Annotated in this window: 2 protein-coding genes and 1 pseudogene; all 3 read left to right on the top strand. The window is 56.3% G+C overall.

What is annotated here, in order from left to right:
* Window positions 1-278, top strand: a pseudogene (locus JS46_RS24695) (DNA circularization protein); the annotation flags it as partial.
* Window positions 275-1,345 carry a phage baseplate assembly protein gene (locus JS46_RS22700; RefSeq protein ID WP_033756083.1) on the top strand — a complete coding sequence of 357 codons (1,071 nt, stop codon included), beginning with the start codon at window positions 275-277 and terminating at the stop codon, window positions 1,343-1,345. The pseudogene JS46_RS24695 and the gene JS46_RS22700, both read left to right, overlap by 4 nt.
* The coding region (locus JS46_RS22695) for a phage baseplate assembly protein (RefSeq protein ID WP_033756086.1) at window positions 1,345-1,574 on the top strand (230 nt) is incomplete at its 3' end. The genes JS46_RS22700 and JS46_RS22695, both read left to right, overlap by 1 nt.

Genomic DNA, 1,574 nt, shown 5'->3' with positions numbered 1-1,574 from the left:
TTAATGAGGCCATCGATCTTGAGATGGAGCGCGTTTCGGATGACGGACTCTATCAGGCACTGGTAACCGTGCGAACGGATGTTAACCGCGATATCTCAGCCCGGCTGGAGCAGGTTGAGCGCATGACGGAACGGACACCCTCGCAGGTTATGCCGGCTTTGGTGCTGGCCGCCGACTGGTACGACTCAGCCTCACGCGCAGGAGACATAACGGCGCGCAACGGCATACGCCATCCCGGCTTCGTACCGGTTCAGCCACTGAGGGTGCCTGTACGATGAACAACACTGTAATTCTTCGCGTTAACGGTCAGGAGTGGGGCGGCTGGACTTCGGTCAGGATTGCCGCGGGTATAGAGCGTATCGCCCGCGACTTTACCGTTGAGATCACACGCAGCTGGCCGGGTGATACCGACCAGGCGAACCGCAGCAACCGGATTAAAAATGGTGACCTCGTTGAGGTATTGATAGGCAACGACAAAGTGATGACCGGCTACATCGAGGCGACACCGGTCCGGTATGACGCGCACAGCATCAGCGTTGGCATTTCCGGGCGCAGTAAAACAGCCGATCTTATCGACTGCGCCGCCGCGCCGTCCCAGTATGCAGGAAGAACCCTTTCACAGGTGGCCGCAGAGCTGGCAAAGCCATTCAGTATCAGAGTGGTTGATGCAGGCGGCGCTTCAGGCGCACTGCAGGGCATTCAGGCAGACCAGGGTGAAACGGTAATGGATGTGCTGAATAAGATGCTCGGGCTACAGCAGGCGCTTGCTTATGACAATGAACTGGGCGATCTGGTTATCGGCGGCATAGGGAGCCAGCAGGCTCACACCGCGCTGGTGCTGGGTGAAAATGTGCTTTCCTGTGATACCGAAAAAAGCATTCGCGATAGATTCAGTGATTATCAGGTCTCCGGTCAGCGTAAGGGTAATGATGATGACTTTGGTGAAGCAACCACCACGGCTATCAGGGCGAAGACGATTGACGGCGGCCTGAAGCGTTATCGTCCAATGCTTATTCGGCAGACCGGGAATGCGACTACAGCAACCTGCAGCGAACGTGCTGAGTTTGAAATGCGCCAGCGCGCAGCCCGCACCGATGAAGCTACTTATACCGTTCAGGGATGGCGTCAGGGTAACGGCTCACTCTGGCTGCCTAACCTGCAGGTCATTGTTTTCGATCCTATCCTCGGCTTTAACAATCGGCAGATGATCATCGCTGAGGTGACCTATCAGCAGGATGAAAACGGCACGGTGACCGAAATTCGCGTTGGACCGCCTGATGCTTACCTTCCTGAACCCGCGAAACCCGGCAAGCGTAAGAAAAAGAAAGAAGAGGATGATTTCTGATGGCAAACCCTTTTTCCAGCATGAGTCGGGGGTTGTCAAACCTTCTGGCGCGTGCCGTGGTGCGTGGACTCGACACCGCAACTAAATGCCAGATGCTTCAGATTGAAATGGCCGGCGGCGAGGGCAAGAGCGACATCGAGCACATGGAGCCGTATGGATTTACTGCTGCGCCGATTCTGGGGGCCGAGGCTGTTGCGGCTTATTTCGATGGCGATCGCTCGCATGGCGT

This window comes from Pantoea sp. NGS-ED-1003 (assembly GCF_000738765.1).
GTDB lineage: Bacteria > Pseudomonadota > Gammaproteobacteria > Enterobacterales > Enterobacteriaceae > Pantoea > Pantoea septica.
Note: the sequence above shows the minus strand (reverse complement) of the source record. Positions and strands in the feature narration are given on the sequence as shown.

Coding starts and splice junctions, on each gene's coding strand:
- JS46_RS22700 (WP_033756083.1), top strand. CDS start 275: ATGAACAACACTGTAATTCTTCGCGTTAACGGTCAGGAGTGGGGCGGC.